This is a genomic window from Streptomyces sp. MZ04 (genome assembly GCF_004684775.1).
GTDB lineage: Bacteria > Actinomycetota > Actinomycetes > Streptomycetales > Streptomycetaceae > Streptomyces.
In genome coordinates this window covers 1-17,387 of sequence record NZ_SRIC01000179.1, presented here as the reverse complement: position 1 = coordinate 17,387, position 17,387 = coordinate 1, and the positions used below count along the sequence as shown (strand labels likewise).

The 17,387-nt window shown below is 69.3% G+C and carries 18 protein-coding genes; 2 read left to right on the top strand and 16 right to left on the bottom strand.

Annotated features, from left to right (window positions below):
- Nucleotides 1-81 precede the first annotated feature (81 nt).
- From E2651_RS29130 to E2651_RS29115, 4 genes are read right to left on the bottom strand one after another with little or no spacing between them, the layout of a single operon-like run.
- Nucleotides 82-705: an ATP/GTP-binding protein gene (locus E2651_RS29130; RefSeq protein WP_135334228.1), complete on the bottom strand. Its 624-nt coding sequence runs from the start codon at nt 703-705 to the stop codon at nt 82-84.
- Nucleotides 686-1,075 carry a DUF742 domain-containing protein gene (locus E2651_RS29125; RefSeq protein WP_135334227.1) on the bottom strand — a complete coding sequence of 130 codons (390 nt, stop codon included), beginning with the start codon at nt 1,073-1,075 and terminating at the stop codon, nt 686-688. Before E2651_RS29125 ends, E2651_RS29130 begins: the two co-directional genes overlap by 20 nt.
- Nucleotides 1,072-1,479, bottom strand: a complete 408-nt coding sequence (locus tag E2651_RS29120; protein ID WP_135334226.1) for a roadblock/LC7 domain-containing protein — start codon at nt 1,477-1,479, stop codon at nt 1,072-1,074. The genes E2651_RS29125 and E2651_RS29120 overlap by 4 nt, the downstream gene beginning before the upstream one ends.
- Entirely contained in the window at nt 1,476-3,110 is a 1,635-nt protein-coding gene (locus E2651_RS29115) for an ATP-binding protein (RefSeq protein WP_135334225.1), read from the bottom strand. The genes E2651_RS29120 and E2651_RS29115 overlap by 4 nt, the downstream gene beginning before the upstream one ends.
- A 524-nt stretch (nt 3,111-3,634) precedes the next feature.
- On the opposite strand from E2651_RS29115, the gene E2651_RS29110 reads away from it, so the two are divergent.
- Nucleotides 3,635-4,741, top strand: a complete 1,107-nt coding sequence (locus E2651_RS29110) for an LLM class flavin-dependent oxidoreductase (RefSeq protein WP_135334224.1) — start codon at nt 3,635-3,637, stop codon at nt 4,739-4,741.
- A 74-nt stretch (nt 4,742-4,815) separates the two neighbouring features.
- On the opposite strand, the gene E2651_RS29105 is transcribed toward E2651_RS29110, so the two are convergent.
- The 12 genes from E2651_RS29105 to E2651_RS29050 all read right to left on the bottom strand — a co-directional run bounded on the left by E2651_RS29105 (nt 4,816) and on the right by E2651_RS29050 (nt 16,918).
- Nucleotides 4,816-7,626, bottom strand: a complete 2,811-nt coding sequence (locus E2651_RS29105) for a DEAD/DEAH box helicase (protein ID WP_135334223.1) — start codon at nt 7,624-7,626, stop codon at nt 4,816-4,818.
- 52 nt (nt 7,627-7,678) lie between these two features.
- The gene (locus E2651_RS29100) at nt 7,679-8,587 is read right to left on the bottom strand and encodes a diacylglycerol kinase (RefSeq protein WP_135334222.1); all 909 of its coding nucleotides are present in this window, start codon (nt 8,585-8,587) and stop codon (nt 7,679-7,681) included.
- A 17-nt stretch (nt 8,588-8,604) separates the two neighbouring features.
- A complete protein-coding gene (gene tatC, locus E2651_RS29095; protein ID WP_135334221.1) occupies nt 8,605-9,558 on the bottom strand; it encodes a twin-arginine translocase subunit TatC in 954 nt (317 codons plus the stop codon).
- A 47-nt stretch (nt 9,559-9,605) separates the two neighbouring features.
- The gene (gene tatA, locus E2651_RS29090; RefSeq protein WP_135334220.1) at nt 9,606-9,893 is read right to left on the bottom strand and encodes a Sec-independent protein translocase subunit TatA; all 288 of its coding nucleotides are present in this window, start codon (nt 9,891-9,893) and stop codon (nt 9,606-9,608) included.
- Nucleotides 9,894-10,142: 249 nt separating this feature from the next.
- On the bottom strand, nt 10,143-10,340 hold the full coding sequence (locus E2651_RS29085; protein ID WP_135334219.1) for a hypothetical protein: 198 nt from the start codon (nt 10,338-10,340) through the stop codon (nt 10,143-10,145).
- A 9-nt stretch (nt 10,341-10,349) separates the two neighbouring features.
- Nucleotides 10,350-10,616, bottom strand: a complete 267-nt coding sequence (locus E2651_RS29080) for a hypothetical protein (RefSeq protein ID WP_245239317.1) — start codon at nt 10,614-10,616, stop codon at nt 10,350-10,352.
- A complete protein-coding gene (locus E2651_RS29075) occupies nt 10,613-11,602 on the bottom strand; it encodes a WYL domain-containing protein (RefSeq protein WP_135334218.1) in 990 nt (329 codons plus the stop codon). The genes E2651_RS29080 and E2651_RS29075 overlap by 4 nt, the downstream gene beginning before the upstream one ends.
- 14 nt (nt 11,603-11,616) lie before the next feature.
- On the bottom strand, nt 11,617-12,570 hold the full coding sequence (locus E2651_RS29070; protein WP_135334217.1) for a WYL domain-containing protein: 954 nt from the start codon (nt 12,568-12,570) through the stop codon (nt 11,617-11,619).
- Between the two features lie 148 nt (nt 12,571-12,718).
- Nucleotides 12,719-13,093 (bottom strand): FKBP-type peptidyl-prolyl cis-trans isomerase, encoded by a 375-nt coding sequence (locus tag E2651_RS29065; protein WP_135334216.1) that lies wholly within the window; start codon nt 13,091-13,093, stop codon nt 12,719-12,721.
- Nucleotides 13,094-13,154: 61 nt separating this feature from the next.
- The gene (locus E2651_RS29060; protein WP_135334229.1) at nt 13,155-14,156 is read right to left on the bottom strand and encodes an FKBP-type peptidyl-prolyl cis-trans isomerase; all 1,002 of its coding nucleotides are present in this window, start codon (nt 14,154-14,156) and stop codon (nt 13,155-13,157) included.
- A 131-nt stretch (nt 14,157-14,287) separates the two neighbouring features.
- Entirely contained in the window at nt 14,288-15,649 is a 1,362-nt protein-coding gene (pafA, locus tag E2651_RS29055; protein WP_135334215.1) for a Pup--protein ligase, read from the bottom strand.
- A gap of 9 nt (nt 15,650-15,658) precedes the next feature.
- Entirely contained in the window at nt 15,659-16,918 is a 1,260-nt protein-coding gene (locus E2651_RS29050) for an MFS transporter (RefSeq protein ID WP_135334214.1), read from the bottom strand.
- Nucleotides 16,919-17,050: 132 nt separating this feature from the next.
- Here E2651_RS29050 and E2651_RS29045 point away from each other — a divergent pair.
- On the top strand, nt 17,051-17,387 hold a 337-nt coding region (locus tag E2651_RS29045; RefSeq protein ID WP_135334213.1), incomplete at its 3' end, for a LacI family DNA-binding transcriptional regulator.

The following is a 17,387-nucleotide window of genomic DNA, read 5'->3' as shown; positions in this document are numbered from 1 at the left end:
GATGGGTCGTCCGTGCCGGGGTGGGAGTGGGAGGGGGTCGTCACGGTGGTTTCGCTCCGGGGTTGCGGATGAGATGAGGGGTCAGACGCGGGCCACGGTCAGGGAGTGCAGATACCGCATGAGGGTCAGCAAGGTGTCCCGGCTCGACGCGCGCTGCCGGGCGTCGCACTTCACGATCGGCACCACCTCGTCCAGGTCGAGGGCGGTGCGCAGCGCCGGGATCGGATGCTGCGGCGCGTCGGGAAAGTCGTTGACCGCGACGACGAAGGGCACGCCGCGCTCCTCGAGGCGGCCGATCACGTCGAAGCTGACTTCCAGGCGCCGGGTGTCGATGAGGACGACAGCGCCGAGCGCGCCTTCGAAGAGCCCGTTCCACAGGAACCAGAAGCGCTCCTGGCCCGGGGTGCCGAACAGATAGAGCACCAGCTCTTCGGAGATGCTGATCCGGCCGAAGTCCATCGCCACGGTCGTGGCCGTCTTGGACTCGGAGCCGTAGTTGTCGTCCACGCCGATGCCGGCCTGGGTCATGGTCTCTTCGGTGGTCAGCGGCCTGATCTCGCTGACCGAGCCGACCATCGTCGTCTTGCCGACTCCGAACCCGCCCACGATCACGACCTTCACCGCGGCCGCGGCCGTGTGCGGCAGCACGTCCTCGCTGCTGGGTCCGGTGATCGTGTCGGTGTTCTCAGAGTTTCTGAAGTCCATGCATCACCGCTTCGAGGAGGGAACGATCGGGGAGCGTGGAGCGGACGATCGGCTCGCGCGCCTGTACGAGGTCTATGGCGAGCATCCTCGTCAGCAGAATCGTGACCACGCTGAACGGCAGCGCCAGATAGGCCGAAAGCTCGGCGACGGACAGCGGCTGTTTGCATAACCGCAGTACGACGGAGTGCTCCGGCTGCGCCGCGGGTGCCGCCTCGCCGTGCGCGACGATCAGGGTGACCAGGTCGATCGGCGCCCGTTCCGTGTCCTCGCCCGTGATGGTGTAGAGCCGCTCGGGGTTCTCCGGGCTGCGCCGTACACGCCGGGGAGGGTCGTCGCGGTGGGCAGGAGGGTCGCCTTGCGGAGGAGTCATACGGCCTGCCCGTCTCGCCGGGGCGGGCTCGTCAGATGGGCGCCGATCCGGACGACGAGGTCCCGCATGCGGTTGCCGATGAGGCCCGCGTCCACGGTCTCCTCCGCGAGGACGGCCAGATAGGCACCGGCGCCCGCGGCCATCATGTAGAAGTAGCCGCCGTCGATCTCGATGATCACCATGCGCATCCCGCCTTCGCTGTGCGGGATCTCGGTGGCGACGGCGGCGGCCAGGGACTGAAGTCCCGCGCAGGCGGCGGCGATCCGGTCGGCTCCGTCGGGGTCGCCGCCGTAGCGCGCGATCCGCAGACCGTCCGCGGAGAGCACCACGATCTGCCGGGTCTGCGGCACCCCGTCGGCGAGCTCCTTGAGCATCCAGTCGAAATTGGCCCGTTGCTGGATCACTTCCAGCCCCCCTCGTCGGCGTTGTCGGCGTTGCCGTGGTCGTTCTCGGTGTGGTCCCCGGGGGGCGGCGGATCGCCGGCGGTGGTCTCGTCGCCCTTGACGCCCTTCATGAAGGCCTCGATCCACAGACCGGGCTCCTTCTCCTCCTTCTTCTTCACCGGTTCGGGTACGACCGGGCTCGTCGGGGGCTGGGCGTACTGCGCGGCCTGGGCGGCGTACTTCGCGTCCTCGGCCTCCTGGGCGACCCGCTGGCTGAACGATGTGCGGACCCGGCTGCGGCGCTGCGGCAGGCCGTTCGACGTCCACTCGGTGACCTCGGGGACGTCGTCCTCCATGGCCGCGGTGAGTTGTGACTTCGAGAGCGGCGGTCCCGCCGTCATGACGCGGGGCTTCTTGCGCCGGATGCCGTGGGGCTCCTTGATGGGCTCGCCATCGGCGTTCACGCGGGGCACCGCGGAGGCGCCGATGCCGTGCGCGAGGCCGGGCGCGGGCCCGGTGCTGATCATCTCGCGCGGGACGATGAGGACCGCGCGGACCCCGCCGTACGCGGACTGCCGCAGCGAGACCTGCAGGTTGTACATCTGCGAGAGCCGGCCCACGACGGCCATGCCGAGGCGCGGGGTCTCACCGAGGTCGTTCAGGTCGATGCCGGCCTGGGCCTGGGCGAGCATGCGCTCGGCCCGCGCCCTGGCCTCCTCGCTGAGGCTGACGCCGCCGTCCTCGATCTCGATCGCGATGCCGGTCTGCACCTCGACGGCCGTGACGTGGACGCGGGTCTGCGGTGGCGAGTAGCGCGTGGCGTTGTCGAGGAGTTCGGCGCAGGCGTGGATGAGCGGTTCGACCGAGGTGCCGCGGATGGCGATCTTGGCGATCGAGTGCAGATCGACGCGCTGGTACTCCAGGATCCGCGACATGGCGCCGCGCAGCACGCTGTACAGCGGTACGGGCTTGGGCCATTGGCGTCCGGGGCGGGCGCCGCCGAGCACGGTGATCGAGTCGGCGAGGCGGCCGATCAGCGCGGTGCCGTGGTCGATGCGCAGCAGGTCGTCGAAGACCTCGGGGTTGCGGCCGTGGAACTCCTCCATCTCGCGCAGTTCCGCGGACTGTTGGTGGACGATGGACTGGACGCGCCGGGCGATGTTGACGAAGGCGCGCTGCGAGGACTCGCGCATCGCCTCTCCGGTGTCCAGGGTGTCCAGGACGTTGCGGAGCATCTGCCGCTGTGAATCCGGGAGTTCGGCGAAGGACTCGTCACCGTCGACCAGGTGACGGATCACCTCCGAGGGTGCTTCGCCCTGCCGGAGCCGGAACACGGCCTCGGGGATGATCTCCCTGCCCAGGCGGACGGTCTCGTCGTCATGGGATGCGATGCGCCGTTCCAGGAAGGCGAGCCGCTGTGCGTACTGCGCCTGGTTCTCGCGGATGGACCGGCCGCGGCGCGCCGCCTCGGCGCCGACCGCGATGACCACGAGGGTCGCGATCGCACCGCACCAGCCGACCGCGATGCGGGCGGGTTCCGTGACCGCCGCGACGGCGGCTCCGGTTGCCGCGGCCATCAGCATGGACGGCAGCAACAGCACACGTGCGTAAGGGACTTCTCGGCCACCGGGAGGCGATTGAACACTCACCATGTATGCCCTCTGAACACTCGTCTTTGGGGGAGGAATTGGGGGTGATACTGGGAAATGGGGGGATTCTGTGGGGAGTTGAGAACGGAAGACGCATACGAACTATCTACAGATCTGGGAACAAGCGCGCGAATCTATCGCAACTCGTTTCAACTCGCCGCGCTCCGGGCGAGCTTAGTCCTCCGGAATCATCGCCGAGTCATATTCCGCAACCCCCTGCAGAGGCCTCGCCGACAGGCATACACTCGGCCCCATTTGCACGCGCGGCGATCAATCGAACACGTGGAGTGATGGTGTCGAACATGCGCGGACACGGCTTCGGCGGGACTTCGGCGGGAGGGGAATCACCACCGCCCGGCCGTGGTTGACGCCCCGTATGGACGGCTGCTCCACTGGGCGCATGCGCCCTCAGCTCCGGCTGGTCACCCGCGACCACATCGACTTCGGTCGCGTGTGGTCCGCGTCGTGTTGCTCCTGACCGCTTCCAAGTCAGCGCACACCACGACCAGTTGAGATGAGGCTCCACCATGCCCGTCGAGTTCCTCGGCATCGCAGCGACCAACGAAGGCTCCGAAGTCACCGCGCGCTCCGGTGCGTCCTTCGACAAGGACTACACGCTCAGGCTCGCCCGAGCCCACGAGGACCACGGCTGGGACCGCGTCCTGTTCGCGTACGGATCCGGATCCCCCGACCCCTCCCCCGCCGCCGCCTACATAGCGGCCCGTACGGACAAGCTCCAGATCCTGGTCGCGCACCGCCCGAACGTCTCGTACCCCACCTTCGCCGCGAAGACCTTCGCGACCCTGGACCGGATCAGCGACGGCCGCCTCGCGGTGCACTTCATCACCGGCGGCAACGACCACGAGCAGCAGCGCGAGGGCGACTTCCTCACCAAGGACGAGCGGTACGCGCGTACCCGTGAGGCCATCCAGATCATCAAGAAGGCGTGGACCTCGCACGAGCCCTTCGACCACGAGGGCGCGCACTACCGCTTCAAGGACTTCGTCAGCGACACCTTCCCGGTCCAACAGCCGCATCCGCGCGTCTCGTTCGGGGGTTCCTCGCCCGCCGCGTACGCCGCCGGGGGCGCCGAGGCCGACATCTACTGCCTGTGGGGCGAGCCCCTGGCGCAGACCGCCGAGCAGATCGAGTCGGTGAAGGCGGCGGCGAGGGCCGCGGGCCGCACCGACGTCCCCAAGATCCAGGTGGCGTTCCGCCCGATCATCGCGCCGACCGAGGAGCTGGCCTGGGAGAAGGCGCATGCCACGCTGGCCCGCATCAAGGCACGCAAGGCGGGCACTCCGCTGTCCCGCCGCCACCCGCTGAAGAACCCCGAGAACTCGGGCTCGCAGCGCCTCCTGGCGGTGGCGGCCTCGGGCGAGCGCCACGACCGCGCCCTGTGGACGCCGACCGCGTCGGAGACCGGCGGCGCCGGCAACTCCACGGCCCTGGTGGGCACCCCGGAGACGGTCGCGCAGGCCCTGCTCGACTACTACGACCTGGGCGTCGACATCCTCTCGGCCCGCGGCTACGACCTCTTGGACGACGCGATCGACTTCGGCCGCCATGTGATCCCGATCGTGCGGGAAGAGGTCGCAAAGCGGGACGCCGCGCGATCGAGCTCGGCGGCGTAATTTTCAGCCCCTCCGGCGATTGAGGAGGCGGGGGTCTGGAGGCAGAGCCCCAGACCCCCTACCCACCTCCACCGTCAGCCGACAGAGCTGTAAGCCACAACCCCCCGCAGCAACTGATCCACAGCCTTACGAGCATTCTTCGCCACGGTAGAACCCTCGCGGGGCGCCGCCGCCGCAATCTGCCCCAGGACATCGATCACCTGCTTGCACCACCGCACAAAGTCCCCGGCAGGCATCTCGATCTCCCGCAGAACCTCGTCGAGCCCCTTGTCGGACGCCCACATGTACGCGGCCCAGGCGAACCCCAGATCGGGCTCGCGCTGCCCGACCCCCTCCGCCTGGTTGATCTTGAAATCTTCCTCCAGGGCATCGAGCCGCCCCCAGATCCGCACCATCTCGCCGAGGGAGGCCTTCACCTTCCCCGAGGGCAGCTTGGGGGCGAGCGCGTCGTCCGCCATCCGGGCCTCGAACACCAACGCCGAGACACAAGCGGCCAGTTCGGCCGGGCTGAGCCCCTCCCACACACCTTCCCGCAGGCATTCGCTCGCCAGCAGATCCAGCTCTCCGTACAGCCGGGCGAGCCGCTTGCCGTTCTCGGTGACCTCGTCACCGCGGAGGTAGTCCATCTCGGTGAGCAGCGCGACGATCCGGTCGAAGGTGCGCGCGATGGTGTTCGTACGCCCCTCGATGCGTCGCTCCAGCTGGACGGTGTCCCGCCGCAGGCGGTAGTAGCGCTCGGCCCAACGCGCGTGGTCCTCGCGCTCGTCGCAGCCGTGGCAGGGGTGTGCGCGCAACTCCGCGCGCAGCCGGGCGATCTCCTGGTCGTCGGCGGCGGCAGCGCGCCCCTTGCGATGCCGCTCGGGCACGATGTGCCCGGCCCTGGTGCGCAGCGCGGAGGCCAGGTCGCGGCGCGACTGCGGGGAGCGCGCGTTGAACGACTTCGGGATCCGCATCCGGTCGAGGGCTTCCACCGGCACCGGGAAGTCCATCGCCGCGAGCCGCTTGACCTGCCGCTCGGCGGTCAGCACCAGCGGCCGCGGACCGTCCTGGTGGTCGAAGCCCCGGTGGCCGTTGACCCGACCCGCGGGCAGCCCCGGGTCGAGGACGAGCGCGAGCCCCGCGTACTTGCCCGTCGGCACATGGATGACATCGCCCGGCTTGAGCTTCTCCAGGGCGGCGGCCGCGGCGGCCCTGCGCTGGTTGGCCCCCTGCTTGGCGAGCTCGGTCTCCCGGTCCTTGAGCTCGCGGCGCAGCCGCGCGTACTCGTCGAAGTCCCCCAAGTGGCAGGTCATGGAGGCCTTGTAGCCCTCGAGACCTTCCTCGTTCTTCTGCACCTGCCGCGAAATCCCCACGACCGACTTGTCGGCCTGGAACTGCGCGAAGGACGTCTCGAGCAGCTCGCGCGAGCGGTGCCTGCCGAACTGCTCGGTCAGGTTCACCGCCATGTTGTACGACGGCTTGAAGCTGGACCGCAGCGGGTACGTACGCGTGCCGGCGAGCCCCGCGAGGTGCTCCGGACTCATGGCGCGCTGCCACAGCACGACCGCATGGCCCTCGACGTCGATACCGCGCCGCCCGGCGCGACCCGTCAACTGCGTGTACTCGCCGGGGGTGATGTCGGCGTGCTGCTCGCCGTTCCACTTGACGAGTTTCTCCAACACCACGCTGCGCGCGGGCATGTTGATGCCGAGGGCGAGCGTCTCGGTGGCGAAGACGGCGCGCACGAGGCCGCGTACGAAGAGCTCCTCGACGACCTCCTTGAAGGTGGGCAGCATGCCCGCGTGGTGCGCCGCGATGCCGCGCTCCAGGCCTTCGAGCCATTCGTAGTAGCCAAGGACGTGCAGGTCCTCGTCCGGGATGGCGGCCGTGCGCTCCTCGACGATCTCGCGGACCTGCATCCGCGCCTCGTCGTCGTTCAGCCGAAGACCCGCGTGCAGACACTGCTGCACGGCGGCCTCGCAGGCCGCGCGGCTGAAGATGAACGTGATGGCGGGCAGCAGGCCCTCGGAGTCGAGCCGGTCGATGACCTCGGGGCGGCCGGGCGTCCAGATCCGCGACCGCTGTCGGCGCTCGCGCTCACGGTCGGCCTCGCGGACCATCTTGCCCTTGCGGCGGTCGCGCGGGTTGTACGAACGGCTGGCCTCCATCCGCGCCATGCGCGTGAGGTCGGGGTTGACCGTCTTCTTCTGGCCCTCGCCCTCCTCGAAGAGGTCGTACATCCGGCGGCCGGCAAGCACGTGCTGGAACAGCGGCACGGGCCGGTGCTCGGAGACGATCACCTGGGTGTCGCCGCGCACGGTGTCCAGCCAGTCGCCGAACTCCTCCGCGTTCGACACCGTCGCCGACAAGGAGACCAGCGTGACCGACTCCTGGAGGTGGATGATCACCTCTTCCCAGACGGCGCCGCGGAAGCGGTCGGAGAGGTAGTGCACCTCGTCCATCACCACATAGCCGAGGTTCAGCAGCGACTGCGAGCCCGAATACAGCATGTTGCGCAGCACTTCGGTGGTCATCACGATCACCGGGGCATCGGCGTTGACGCTGTTGTCGCCGGTCAGCAGGCCGACCTTGTCCGCGCCGTAGCGCTTCGCCAGATCGGCGTACTTCTGGTTGGAGAGTGCCTTGATCGGCGTCGTGTAGAAGCATTTCTTGCCCTGCAGCAGGGCCAGGTGCACGGCGAACTCGCCGACGATCGTCTTGCCCGAGCCCGTGGGGGCGGCCACGAGCACGCCCTTGCCCGCCTCGAGTGCCTGGCAGGCCTCGATCTGGAAGGGGTCGAGGCCGAATTCGTACATCTCGCGGAAGCCCGCGAGTGCGGTGGCCTGCTCGGCAGCGCGCTCGCGCGCCGCCGCGTACCGCTCGGCCGGTGAGAGGTCCTCTGTCATCGTGCTTTCGAGCCTACCGGCCACCACTGACAACGGACGATCATTATCTGCCTTACGGTCCCGGGGACCCTTCGGGCACCAGGATCCGCACGGCACCCGCCACACACTCGGCCGTCAGCGGCAGCGCCCCCAGCTGCTCCCCGTCGGCGTACCCGGTCACGCCCGAGGCCGCCAGTTCCACCTTCCGCGCCCGGTGGACGGTGACCTTGGGGTGGTCGAGGTGCGTGCCCTTGTAGACGCGCGGGAAGACCTTCAGAAGCGTCGTGCGGCTGCAGTCGCCGACGACCGTGACGTCGAAGAGTCCGTCGCTCATGTCGGCGCGGGCGCAGATCTTCATGCCTCCGCCGTACGAGGATCCGTTGCCGACGGCGATGAGCGTCGCGTCGACCTCGTGGACCTCCCCGTCGTCCAGGGTGATCCGGTACGGGACGGTCTTGAAGGCGGCCAGCTCGGCGATCATCGCGAGGTCGTACTTGAAGCGCCCGGTGGGCCAGCGCATGCGATTGCCCCGGTCGTTGACCCGCGAGTCGAAGCCGGACGCGAGCACGGTGCCGAACCAGGTCTTGCCGACCCGCCCCAGGTCGACGGCGCGGGTCCGCCCCGCGTCGAGCGCGTCGGCGACGACCGCCCCGGCGCCCGCCGGGTCCCGCACGGGGAGCCCGAGCGCCCGCGCGAAGTCGTTGCCGGTGCCCACGGCGATCACCCCCAGCGGGGTGTCCGTCTGCGCGACGGCCTGCAGTGCGAGGCTCGTCATGCCGTCGCCGCCGACGGCGATCAGCGCTCCCGTGCCGCCCTCGACGGCGTCCCGTGCCCGGCGCAGCGCATCGGCTGAGTCCTCGCCGATGACCGACCGTACGGAGAAGCCTGCTGCCCGCAACGCGGAAGCGGCCGGCTGCGCCGCGTGGGCGCCCCGGCCGCGGCCCGCGGTGGGATTGACGAAGAGGGTGATCTCGCTGGTCACGGCCGGACCCTACAAGATCAGGTCACATCGTCGAAACCGTTTACCCGGTCCCGGTCCGAGCCGCTCTGCTGCGGAAGGGCGCGACTGGCCGAAACGGACTCGATCTCGCCGACGTCCTCGGGCGTCAGATCGAGGTCGGAGGCCTCGTCGTCGTCCGGTCCGGCCGCCGCGATCCTGCCCCTGCGCCGGTCATTGAGCAGCGAGAACGCGGTGGCCGCGAAGTACAGCACCCAGATCGGTCCGGCGAGCATGATCATGGTCAGCGGGTCCGTGCTGGGCGTCGCCACGGCCGCGAAGACCGTGATGCCCATGATCATTCCGCGCCACCAGCCGAGCATCCGCTTGCCGGTGATGGCTCCGGTGAGGTTGAGCATGACCAGGAGCAGCGGCAGCTCGAAGGAGAGACCGAAGACGATCACCATGCGGGTGACCAGGTCGATCAGTTCGTCCAGCGGCAGCTGGTTGTCGACGCCGCCGGGTGAGAAGTCGAGCAGCACCCGTGCCATCGTCGGCAGCGTCTTGTACGCGAAGAACCCACCGCACATGAACAGCGGGAAGCCGGCGCCCACAAACGCGTAGGCGTACTTCTTCTCGCCCTTGTGCAGGCCGGGGGCCACGAACGCCCACAGCTGGTAAAGCCAGATCGGCGACGCGAGCACCACACCGGCCATCAGGGAGATCTTCAGGGCGAGCGTGAACGGCGTGATCAGACCGTTCAGCACGATGCGCGCGCAGGTCTCGTCCCCGCCCTTCTTCGCCAGCTCGGCGAAGCTGGAGTCGCACCCTACGGAGCTCAGGATCGGGTTCGTGAAGAACTCGATGATGTCCTTGTAGAAGAAGGCAGCGACGATCGCGACGACGATGATGGCCAGCACGGCCTTCGCGAGCCGGTTGCGGAGCTCACGCAGGTGCTCCGCAAGAGGCATCCGCCCCTCGGGATCCTGTTCCTTCTTGCGGGCAGACTTGAGCAACCCACGTCCTCATCTCGTGCGGCAGGCCGGCCGTCGCCGACCTTGGATCAGCGCTTGGTCGTGCTGTCGGTGGGCTCGGTGACCGGGCGCGAGCTGGTCACGTCGCCGGGCGCGGCCTGGATGGTGCGCTGCTGGGCGGAAGGGTCGCCGGGCGGGTCGGCCGGGGCGGCTTCGTCCTGCTTGCCGTCCGTCTTCATCGCCTTGGCCTCGCTCTTGAGGATGCGCGCGGACTTGCCGAGCGACCGGGCCATGTCGGGAAGCTTCTTCGCGCCGAACAGCAGAACGATGACGACGAGAATGAGAATGATCTCGGGGGCGCCGATCTTTCCGAACATAGGTCTTTACCTTCTCACCGAGGCGGCAGGGGCGGGGCTGCCGGACAGGCCGGACTTGCTGTCCGGCCACCGTGCTGGCAGCGATCGTAACGCTCAGGGGTGAACGCAGGGCAATCCCTGTGCGTACTCCCAGTCGCGGCCCGCGCCTCGCACTCCGGGCCGCTTCAGCAGCGTACCTTCCGGACAAGGGAAGTTGACAGGCCGCGGGGTCGATACGCACCACTACGGCACCTGCGGGATTCAGCGGTTCTATAGGGCATCTCGACCCGCACGCGCAACGCCCGTCGCCGCCGCCTCCAGATCCTCCGCCGCGCGATTGATCCGCCGTGTGGTCTCCGTCACTTGACGGCTCAGGCGCTGCGCCTCCAGGAAGACCCGGATCGCCAGGACGCCGAGTACGGCCAGGCCGCAGAACCCCACAGCAATCGCCAGCATCGCCCAGAACATGCGCCGAGCCTAGACGGTCGAGTGCAGACGCAGTGTCCGCACCCCGCCGCCGGTGAGGAGTTCGACGATGCGCTCGCCCGCGGGCTTGCGCACCGCGGCCCCGCACTCGGGGCAGGTGAACGAGTAGAAGGTGGTGCGGGCGGATGCGCCGATGGCCAACCGCAGGGCGCCCGCGGAGAGTTCGAAGCGGGCGCGGCAGTCGGGGCAGGCGGCCTTGAACAACACAGGGGCGATTCTCGACATTTCGGGAATCTCGGACATGATGCTGGTGTTCATCGCCCTTGCTCCTGCCTGTCGTACGACCCGTCCTGGTGTCTGTCATAGGCCGCGAGGGCCTCGCGTGCCGCCTGCCGCGCGCTGTCCGCGAGATCCGCCGGGGAGACGATGTGGCCGTCGCCGCCGAGCCGGAGCGCGAGCCTGCGCAGCGAGGTGGGGTCCGGGGTGCGCAGCGTGATCCGCAGGCCGCCGTCGGGGAGTTCCTCGGCGCTGTCGTGCGGGTAGTACTCGGCGACCCAGCGGCCGCCCGGCCCGACCTCGATGACCACTTCGGGGTCCTCGGCGGCGGGCTGCACAAGACCCTCGGACAGATCGCGGAGCTCGACCTCGGGCGGCGCGGACGGCTCGTCCATGATCCGGATCTCGGCGACCCGGTCGAGGCGGAAGGTGCGGCGCGCCTCGGAGAGGTAGCACCACGCCTCCATGTACGTGTGTCCGACGGCGAAGAGCCGGATCGGGTCGACCTCGCGCTCGGTGAGCTCGTCACGCGCGGGCGAGTAGTAGCGCAGCCAGAGGCGGCGCCGCTCGGAGATGGCGCGGTCGACGTCCGCGAAGACGCCGCCCTCGGACTCGAAGGTGACCGAGAGCCGCGCGCTGGCCCCGGCGGCCTCGCCGGCCGCGGTCTCGAGCTTCGCGGTGGCGCGAAGCAGCGCCTGCCGGTCGCTCTCGCGCAGCCCCGGCAGCGTGGACACGGCACGGGCGGCCACGAGCAGAGCGGTGGCCTCGTCGGCGGCGAGCCGCAGGGGGGCCGCCACGTCGTCCGGGTTGTGCCACCAGATGCGGTCGCCGTCGGTGTCGATGTCGAGGAGATCACCGCCGCGGAAGCTGGTCCCGCACAGCGGCAGCACGTCCAGGTCGGAGATCAGCTCGTCCTGGGTGATCCCGAAGGCACGGGCGACATCGCTGACGTGGGCGCCGGGGCGCTCGCGCAGATAGGTCACCAGGGAGAGCATCCGCCGGGTCTGGTCGATGGCGTTCGAGGCCATGGTCGTACGTCCCCTCAGCCCTTGGCCACGGCGCGCAGCCGGTCCACGACGTCGGCCCGCAGTTCGGCGGGCTCCAGGACCACCACATCGGGCCCGAACTCCACCAGCCAGGCATCGAGCCCGTGTCCGTACGGAATCTCCAACTCGTCCCACCCCTCGCCCACTTCACGCATGTGGGCGGCCTTGGCCCGCAGCGGATAGCCCGCGCCCGCGCGCAGCCGGATCAGGGCGGAGCGGTCGGCGCTCTCCCCCGCCCAGCTCGCCACGGTCTCGCGCACCGTGACCACGTCGGGGACGTCGGCGGTGAACTTTCCGGCGCGGGAGCGCACCTTGCCCGTGATGCGGGAGAGCCGGAAGACCCGCTCGGCCCCTCGGTCACGGTCCCAGCCCGCCAGATACCAGTGACCGCGCCAGCACTCGAGCGCCCACGGCTCGACGTGCCGCTGCTCGGGGCGGGCCGCGGTGGCCTTGCGGTAGTCGAAGGCGACGGGGCGGCGGTCGCGGCAGGCGAGCATCAGCGGCTCGAAGGACGCCTCGTGCACGGGGATGCGCGGTTCGAGGGCGCTGTGTGCCTCGTACGGGTCGACCTGCTCGGGAAGGCCTGCGGCGCGCAGCTTCTGCAGGGCGCCGCTGGCGGCTCCGGCGAGGCGGGCCTGCTGCCAGACCTTGGCCGCGAGACCGAGCGCGGCGGCCTCCTCGGCGTCGATGGTGATGGGCGGGAGGCGGTTGCTGTCGCGGCGGGCGAGATAGCCCACGTCGCCGTCGAGGTTCTCCACCGTCTCGATGACCAGGCCGAGTTCGCGCAGATCATCCTTGTCGCGCTCGAACATCCGGTTGAAGGAGTCGTCCGAGCCCGCTTCGAGATAGGCCTCGATGGACTCGCGCAGCTCGCGCTTGCTGAGCGGCCGCCGCGTCCCGAGCAGACACAGCGCCAGGTTCATCAGCCGCTCGGCCTTGGCAATGGCCATCGACGCCCTTTCTTGAAGGTTCCTACGACCGCGACCGTACCGCCCGGGGGTGCCGTGGCAAAAGCCGAGGGCCCATGCCAGGACAGGCATGGACCCTCGGTGGGCAGGTCTGATCAGACCGTGGCCTCAGTCGTCGCTGAGTCGTCGCTCAGACGGAGACGAGATCGCAGACGAAGATCAGCGTCTCGCCCGGGGCGATGCGACCGCCACCGGCGCCACGGTCGCCGTAGGCGAGCTTGGCGGGGATGATCAGCTCGCGCCGGCCACCGACCTTCATGCCCTGCACGCCCTGGTCCCAGCCCTGGATGACCTGGCCGGCACCCAGCTGGAACTCCAGCGGGTTGCCGCGGTTCCAGCTCGCGTCGAACTCCTCGCCGGTGCTGAAGGCGACGCCCACGTAGTGGACCTTGACGAAGTCGCCCGCCTTGGCGACCGCCCCGTCACCCTCCCAGATGTCCTTGACCTGCAGATCGGCCGGCGGCTCGCCGCCCGGGAAGTCGACCTCGGGCTTGTCAATGCTCACGAAAATGCTCCTGCTTGATACGGATGGTCATGCGCGGACAGTCTTACATCCTCGCCCGGCGTCACGCCTTCGCGAGGATGTCCACGGAGAAGACCAGCGTCGAGTCCTTCTTGATGGTGCTGCCCTGCGGCGGCTGGTCACCGTAGCCCAGCTCCGGCGGGATGACGATGAGGACGCGGCTGCCGACCTTCTTGCCGGTCAGGCCCTGCGCCCAGCCCTTGACGACCTGCGCGAGCTGGAACTGGGCGAGCTGGCCGCTCTTGTACGAGGAGTCGAACTCCTTGCCGTCGGCCCACAGCACGCCCTTGTACTGGCACAGGAGACTGTCGGTCTCCTTGACCTCGTCGCCGTCGCCCTCCAGGACGTACGTCGCGACGAGCTTCTTGGGGGCGTCCTTCTTCTTCGGAACGTCGATCGAGGGGGCCTTGCCGTCCGTGTTCGTACCGACCTTGGGCAGGTCGATGTTGGACTGCGCGACCTCCTTGCCCTTGGCCGAGCTCTTGGCGTTGAACGTGCCCACCAGGTCGACGACGAAGACCAGGGTGTCGTCGCCCTTGATGCCCGCCTGCTTGTTGCCCTCCGTGCCGTACCCCAGCTTCGGGGGGATGGCGAGCTCCACTCGGCTGTCGAGCTTCTTGCCGACCAGGGCCTGGTCCCAGCCGGGGATGACCTGGCCGACGCCGATCGGGAAGACCGTGGGGCTGCCCCGGTCGTAGGAGTTGTCGAAGACCTTCGCCGTGGCCCAGATCTGGCCGAGGTAGTTGGCCTGAAGATAGTCGCCCTTCTTGACCTCGGCCCCCTTGCCCTGGATCAGGGTCTTGACCGCGAGGTCGGAGGACGGCTTGCCGTTCCCCTTCGCGACGGTCGGCTTCTGGCCGAACTTCGTCCCCTTCGTGATCTCGGGCACGGGCCCGTCCACGATCTTCGCCGTCGGCGCGGCCGAGGTCGAGTTGGAAGGGGACGGGCTGTCGCTGGACTTGGCCTTGTCGGCCTTGTCGTCACCACACCCGGCCAGCGTGAGCAGGCCGGCCGGAACGGCAAGGAGAAGTGAGCGTCGGCGCACGGTGGGGGCCTCGTATCGGTCGATCTTGTCGGTTGGCGTGCGCGCAACTCTACGCATGGAGAAGGGCGCCGTACGAGGAACGTACGGCGCCCCGCGTTGCGTTCCCGCAACGCACCACCTGTCACTGGGGTTTACATACCGGCGATCAGTTTCTCCACCCGGTCGTCCACCGACCGGAAGGGGTCCTTGCACAACACGGTGCGCTGTGCCTGGTCGTTGAGCTTCAGGTGCACCCAGTCGACCGTGAAGTCACGGCGCTGCTCCTGGGCCCGGCGGATGAAGTCACCGCGCAGCCGCGCGCGGGTGGTCTGCGGGGGCACGGACTTGCCCTCGAAGATCTTCAAGTCGTTGCAGATACGGGCGGCCTGTCCCTTCCGCTCCAGGAGGTAGTACAGACCGCGACGACGGTGGATGTCGTGGTAGGCGAGGTCTATCTGCGCGACCCGCGGATGCGACATGGTCATGTTGTTCTTCGCCCGATACCGCTCGATGAGCTTGTACTTCATGACCCAGTCGATCTCGGTGCCGATCCGGTCGAGGTCCTCGGCCTCGATCGCGTCGAGCGTGCGGCCCCACAGTTCGAGGACCTGCTCGACCGTGCCCGTACGGATGCCGCGGCGCTCCACGAAGTCCACGGCCTTCTCGTAGTACTCGCGCTGCACCTCGAGGGCCGAGGCCTCGCGGCCGCTGGCCAGGCGCACCTTGCGGCGGCCCGTGATGTCGTGGCTGACCTCGCGGATGGCCCGGATCGGGTTCTCCAGGGTCAGGTCACGCATCACCGTGCCCGCCTCGATCATGCGGAGGACGAGGTCGGTGGCGCCGACCTTGAGGAGCATGGTCGTCTCGGACATGTTCGAGTCGCCGACGATGACGTGGAGCCTGCGGTAGCGCTCGGCGTCCGCGTGCGGTTCGTCGCGGGTGTTGATGATCGGCCGGGAGCGGGTGGTCGCGGAGGACACCCCTTCCCAGATGTGCTCGGCACGCTGGCTGACGCAGTACACGGCGCCGCGCGGAGTCTGCAGCACCTTGCCCGCGCCGCACAGCAGCTGCCGGGTGACCAGGAACGGAATGAGGATGTCCGCGAGCCGCGAGAACTCCCCGTGCCGGGCCACCAGATAGTTCTCGTGGCAGCCGTAGGAGTTTCCCGCCGAGTCGGTGTTGTTCTTGAAGAGATAGACGTCGCCCGCGATTCCCTCCTCGTGCAGGCGGCGTTCGGCGTCGACGAGCAGGCCTTCCAGGATGCGCTCGCCCGCTTTGTCGTGGGTGACCAGCTCGGTCACGTTGTCACATTCCGGTGTCGCGTATTCCGGATGTGACCCGACGTCAAGATAGAGGCGGGCGCCGTTCCGCAGAAAGACGTTGCTGCTGCGGCCCCATGACACAACACGGCGGAAGAGGTAGCGCGCCACCTCGTCAGGTGACAGACGGCGCTGCCCCCTAAACGTGCACGTGACGCCGTACTCGTTCTCCAGCCCGAAAATGCGGCGGTCCATGACTGAACATTACGCCTTATGCCCTGCACTGAAACCGGGTTCGACGGCACCGTTTCGATCATTTTCCGATGAACCCGCAACGACCGTCGAATCCACGGGCAGCGCGAGCACCCGGCCCGTGGCCAGCAGAACAAGCAGCGCGGCCACTCCCGCGAAGCCCGGCAGCGCGAAGCCCCACACCGTCCCGCCCCACTCGACGACCGGGCCCGCGGCGGCCGTTCCGAGGGACGCGCCGACGGTGAACGTGGTCACGAGCCAGGAGAACGCCTCGGTGACCGTGCCGCGCGGGGCGTGCCGGTCGACGATGATGAACGCGCACGCGAGCGCCGGCGCCAGGAAGACGCCCGCCACGGCCGTGAGCGCCGTCATGGCGACGGCACCGGGGGTCAGCGTCAACGGCCAGTAGCAGAGCGCCAACAGGGCCACCAGGACCGTAAGACGCTTCTCCGGTACGCCGCTCCACTGCCGCGCCCCGTAGACGGAACCGCCGACCAGGGCGCCGAGACCGAGCGCCGCCATCATCCAGCCGTAGACCGCGTCGCCGCCGTTCCCGTCGGCGTACGACACCCCCGCGACGGTGATGGAGCCGAGCGCCATGCCGATGAAGAGGAACGCGCCGAGCAGCGCGAGCAGCCCCTTGGAGCGCAGCGCGCCGAGCCAGTGCGCCTCGCGGGGCGCCGAGCGCCACGCGCGCGAGGGCTTCGACAGCACTACGGAGAGGGCGCCCAGGACTCCGATGGCGTTCACGACGAGCAGCGCGGCCTGCTCCGACCAGAGCGCGACGCAGCCGGTGATGAGCAACGGGCCCACCGTGAACATGACTTCCTGGGCTATGGCGTCCATGGCGTACGCCGTGTGCACCTGCTCCTCCTTGCCCAGGACGCCGGGCCACAGGGCGCGCAGGCCGCCCTCCAGGGGCGGCGTGAACAGTCCGGCCGCGCCCACCGCCACATAGGCGGCGCCGAGCGAGTCGGGGCCGGTGAACGCGAAGGCCCCCATGCCGAGCGCGGAGAGCACCGCCGCGGGAAGCTGGATCCGCGGCTGTCCGTAGAGGTCCACCAGGCGGCCGAGCAGCGGCTGCCCCACCGCGTTGGCGACGCCGTACACCGCGGCGAGACCGCCGGCCAGGCTGTACGTCCCGCCCTCGGCGCGGATGAACAGCACGATGGCGATCGCGGCCGTCGCGTTCGGCAGCCGGCCCACCAGCGTGCCGGCGAGCAGCCGCCCGGCGTATCTCGTCCGGAGGATCTCCGCGTATCCGGCAGCCATGCTTCCCGCCCCTCGCCCGGCACCGACGCGCCGAGGTTTTACGTATAACGTCGAGCGTCATACGTACCATGAGCGCTCATCGCGGGTCCACCTCATTGACGTCCCGCGGCACCGACCGGGGAGGTACCAGGAGTGGCCGGGCCACAGCAGGAGACCGCGGGGCCGCGCCCCACGAGCCGCGACGTCGCCCGCGCCGCCGGGGTGTCCCAGGCCACCGTCTCCCTCGTCTTCGGCGAGAAATGGCGCGGCCGGGTCGCCGAGCGCACCGCCGAGCGGGTCCGCGCCACCGCCCGCGAGCTCGGCTACCGGCCCAATCTCGCGGCCCGCAACCTCCGCCTGGGCCGGACCAGGACGGCACTCCTGGTCGTCCCCGCCCTCACCAACGAATTCTTCGCCCGCGTCTACACCGGAGCCGCCCGCGTCGCCGCCGAACACGGCTTCGGAGTCGTCCTCTACCCCTCCCCCGACG

Excerpts from the sequence above, each read along its gene's own strand:
- E2651_RS29105 (WP_135334223.1), bottom strand. The coding sequence starts at position 7,626 with ATGACAGAGGACCTCTCACCGGCCGAGCGGTACGCGGCGGCGCGCGAG.
- tatA (WP_135334220.1), bottom strand. The coding sequence starts at position 9,893 with ATGTTCGGAAAGATCGGCGCCCCCGAGATCATTCTCATTCTCGTCGTC.
- E2651_RS29085 (WP_135334219.1), bottom strand. The coding sequence starts at position 10,340 with ATGTTCTGGGCGATGCTGGCGATTGCTGTGGGGTTCTGCGGCCTGGCC.
- E2651_RS29115 (WP_135334225.1), bottom strand. The coding sequence starts at position 3,110 with ATGGTGAGTGTTCAATCGCCTCCCGGTGGCCGAGAAGTCCCTTACGCA.
- E2651_RS29130 (WP_135334228.1), bottom strand. The coding sequence starts at position 705 with ATGGACTTCAGAAACTCTGAGAACACCGACACGATCACCGGACCCAGC.
- E2651_RS29080 (WP_245239317.1), bottom strand. The coding sequence starts at position 10,616 with ATGAACACCAGCATCATGTCCGAGATTCCCGAAATGTCGAGAATCGCC.
- E2651_RS29070 (WP_135334217.1), bottom strand. The coding sequence starts at position 12,570 with ATGGCCATTGCCAAGGCCGAGCGGCTGATGAACCTGGCGCTGTGTCTG.
- E2651_RS29125 (WP_135334227.1), bottom strand. The coding sequence starts at position 1,075 with ATGACTCCTCCGCAAGGCGACCCTCCTGCCCACCGCGACGACCCTCCC.
- E2651_RS29075 (WP_135334218.1), bottom strand. The coding sequence starts at position 11,602 with ATGGCCTCGAACGCCATCGACCAGACCCGGCGGATGCTCTCCCTGGTG.
- E2651_RS29050 (WP_135334214.1), bottom strand. The coding sequence starts at position 16,918 with ATGGCTGCCGGATACGCGGAGATCCTCCGGACGAGATACGCCGGGCGG.
- pafA (WP_135334215.1), bottom strand. The coding sequence starts at position 15,649 with ATGGACCGCCGCATTTTCGGGCTGGAGAACGAGTACGGCGTCACGTGC.
- E2651_RS29110 (WP_135334224.1), top strand. The coding sequence starts at position 3,635 with ATGCCCGTCGAGTTCCTCGGCATCGCAGCGACCAACGAAGGCTCCGAA.